Source organism: Mycobacterium sp. (assembly GCF_035603715.1).
In the GTDB taxonomy this organism is placed as follows: Bacteria; Actinomycetota; Actinomycetes; order Mycobacteriales; family Mycobacteriaceae; genus Mycobacterium.
This window is the reverse complement of record NZ_DATNJW010000605.1, coordinates 1-2,627: the sequence shown is the minus strand read 5'-3', so window position 1 is coordinate 2,627 and position 2,627 is coordinate 1. Positions and strand designations below refer to the sequence as shown.

The window sequence follows — 2,627 nt, the reverse complement described above, 5'->3', positions numbered from 1 at the left end:
CGACTTTCTGGCGCTGGTCGCCAAGCGACGCAAGCGATTTCCCAATATGCACGTCTACCACTACGCCGCCTACGAGAAGACGGCGCTGCTGCGTCTGGCCGGTCGCCACGGCGTCGGGGAAGACGACGTCGACGACTTGCTGCGCAGCGGAACATTGGTCGACCTGTATCCGATTGTGCGCAAGAGCATTCGGACCGGTAGCGAGTCGCTCAGCCTGAAGGCCCTGGAACCGCTGTACATGGGTTCGCAGCTGCGTTCCGGCGATGTCACCACGGCAGCCGACTCGATCACCCAGTACGCGCGCTACAGCGAACTGCGCGGCAACGGCGAGGTCGACGAGGCGGCGACCGTACTCAAGGAGATCGAGGACTACAACCACTACGACTGCACGTCGACCCGCGAACTGCGCAACTGGCTCCTGATGCGAGCCTACGAAAACAGCGTCATACCGCTTGGCGCACAACCGGTTCCCGACGGCGGCGATATCGAGGAGGCGGACGCGCTCGCGGCAAAGCTACACGCGTTCAGCGGCGACCCGACGACCGGTGACCGCACCCCGGAACAGACCGCGGTTGCCCTGGTGTCGGCCGCCCGCGGCTATCACCGCCGCGAAGACAAGCCGTTCTGGTGGGCGCACTTCGATCGACTGAACTACCCCGTCGACGAATGGGCCGACGAGACAGACGTATTCCTCGTCGACCAGGCAAACGTTGCGGTCGATTGGCATAAGCCGCCGCGCGCGCAGAAGTTGCAGCGGCGGCTACAGCTGACCGGCGAATTGGCCCGCGGCGCTCTCAAGGCCGACTCAGAGGTCTACGCGCTTTACGATCCGCCGGCGCCGCCCGGTCTGGCCGACAATCCCGATCGGCGCGCCGCGGGCCGGGCCAAGCTGATCGAGGCCAACGACCCGAGCGTGCCGACCGAGGTCGTCGTCATCGAGCGAACTCCCCTCGACGGCAGCACTTTTCCCGAGCTTCCTTTCGCGCTGACCCCAGGCGGGCCAGTCAACACCAAGCCGCTGCGGGAGGCCATCGAAGCGGCAGCAGCAGCGGTCGCGGCAAGGCTGCCGCAACTCCCCCGCACCGCGGTGGCCGACATCCTGCTCCGCCAACCTCCTAGAACGCGCAGCGGCGCGGACCTCCCCCGAAGCGGCGACGCCATCGACGACATCGCCGCCGCCCTGCTCGACCTCGATAGGTCCTACGTGGCGGTGCATGGGCCGCCCGGAACCGGCAAGACCTACACCGCCGCACACGTCATCACCCGACTTGTCGCCCAATACGGCTGGCGCATAGGTGTTGTCGCGCAATCACATGCGGTGGTGGAAAACCTGCTGCAAGCCACGATCAACGCCGGTATCGACCCGGAACGGGTAGCCAAGAAAGGCGACCGCCGCGACGTCGCATGGAAGCAGATCGCCGAAAACGAGTACCCCGGATTCATCGCCGGCACAACAGGATGCGTGATCGGCGGCACCGCGTGGGACTTCGCCAACCCCGGCCGGGTTCCGCCGGGAAGTCTGGACCTGCTGGTGATCGACGAGGCCGGCCAGTTCTGTCTGGCCAATACGATCGCGGTGGCCGCGTCAGCCGCCAACCTGCTGCTGCTCGGCGATCCGCAGCAGCTGCCTCAGGTCAGCCAGGGCACTCATCCGGAGCCGGTCAACGGATCCGCACTGGGCTGGCTGGTCGAGGACCACCGCACCCTGCCCGCCGAACGCGGCTACTTCCTGGACCGCTCACGTCGCATGCATCCCGCGGTGTGCGATCCGGTGTCGGTGCTGGCCTATGAGGGCCGGTTGCAGCCGTACCGCGAAGTCACCGCCGCGCGCCGATTGGACGGGTATCCGCCCGGAGTTCATGTCGTTCGAGTTCTGCACGACGGCAACGCAACTGAGAGCCCCGAAGAAGCCGCCGCCATCGTTGCCCAGATCAGGGCCCTGGTTGGCTTGGCATGGACGACCGAGAACGGCACCCGGCCATTGACGGCTTCCGACGTGTTGGTGTTGGCCCCCTACAACGCTCAGGTGCTGCTGCTGCGGGAACACCTGGCCGCCGCGGGGCTCGGCGATGTCCGGGTCGGGACCGTCGACAAGTTTCAGGGCACCGAGGCACCGGTGGCCATCGTCTCGATGACGGCCTCATCCGTCGAGGACATACCGCGCGGAATCCCGTTCCTGCTCAACCGCAATCGTTTGAACGTCGCGATCAGCCGTGCACAGTATGCCGCGGTGATCGTGCGCGCCGAGACGTTGACCGATTACCTGCCCGCCGCCCCATCGGGTCTGGTGGATCTCGGCGCTTTCCTGGCCCTGACCGGCTGCGACCCTTCGGCGTAAGGGCTTACCGGCCAAACGCTGCTACGGGCCGGGGTACCCGTGGTCGGGATCGGACCGACGATGTCTGTTGGGAGCTGGGCGGTGATGGCCGTTGCGGAGTTCGTCGCGGGGGGCGAACCCACGCGTGCGCGGTGCATGGTCGCTTGACCCGCCGTAGGTGTCGATGTCATCGAAGAACGGTTCGTCATAGTCGACACGGCGTTGGTCCGGCGCAGAGAATTCCTCAACCGGCCGGAAACGCTGCTCGTCGTCCACATGCAAGCCGTTGTGGGCGAATCCGATCGGCTCG

General features: G+C 66.3%; 1 protein-coding gene and 1 pseudogene. One reads left to right on the top strand and one right to left on the bottom strand.

What is annotated here, in order from left to right:
- Nucleotides 1-2,338: bifunctional RecB family nuclease/DEAD/DEAH box helicase (locus VN856_RS24790; RefSeq protein ID WP_325694273.1), on the top strand; the 2,338-nt coding region annotated here is incomplete at its 5' end.
- A 21-nt stretch (nt 2,339-2,359) separates the two neighbouring features.
- Here the strand turns inward: VN856_RS24790 and VN856_RS24785 are convergent.
- A pseudogene (locus VN856_RS24785) lies at nt 2,360-2,627 on the bottom strand (hypothetical protein); the annotation flags it as partial.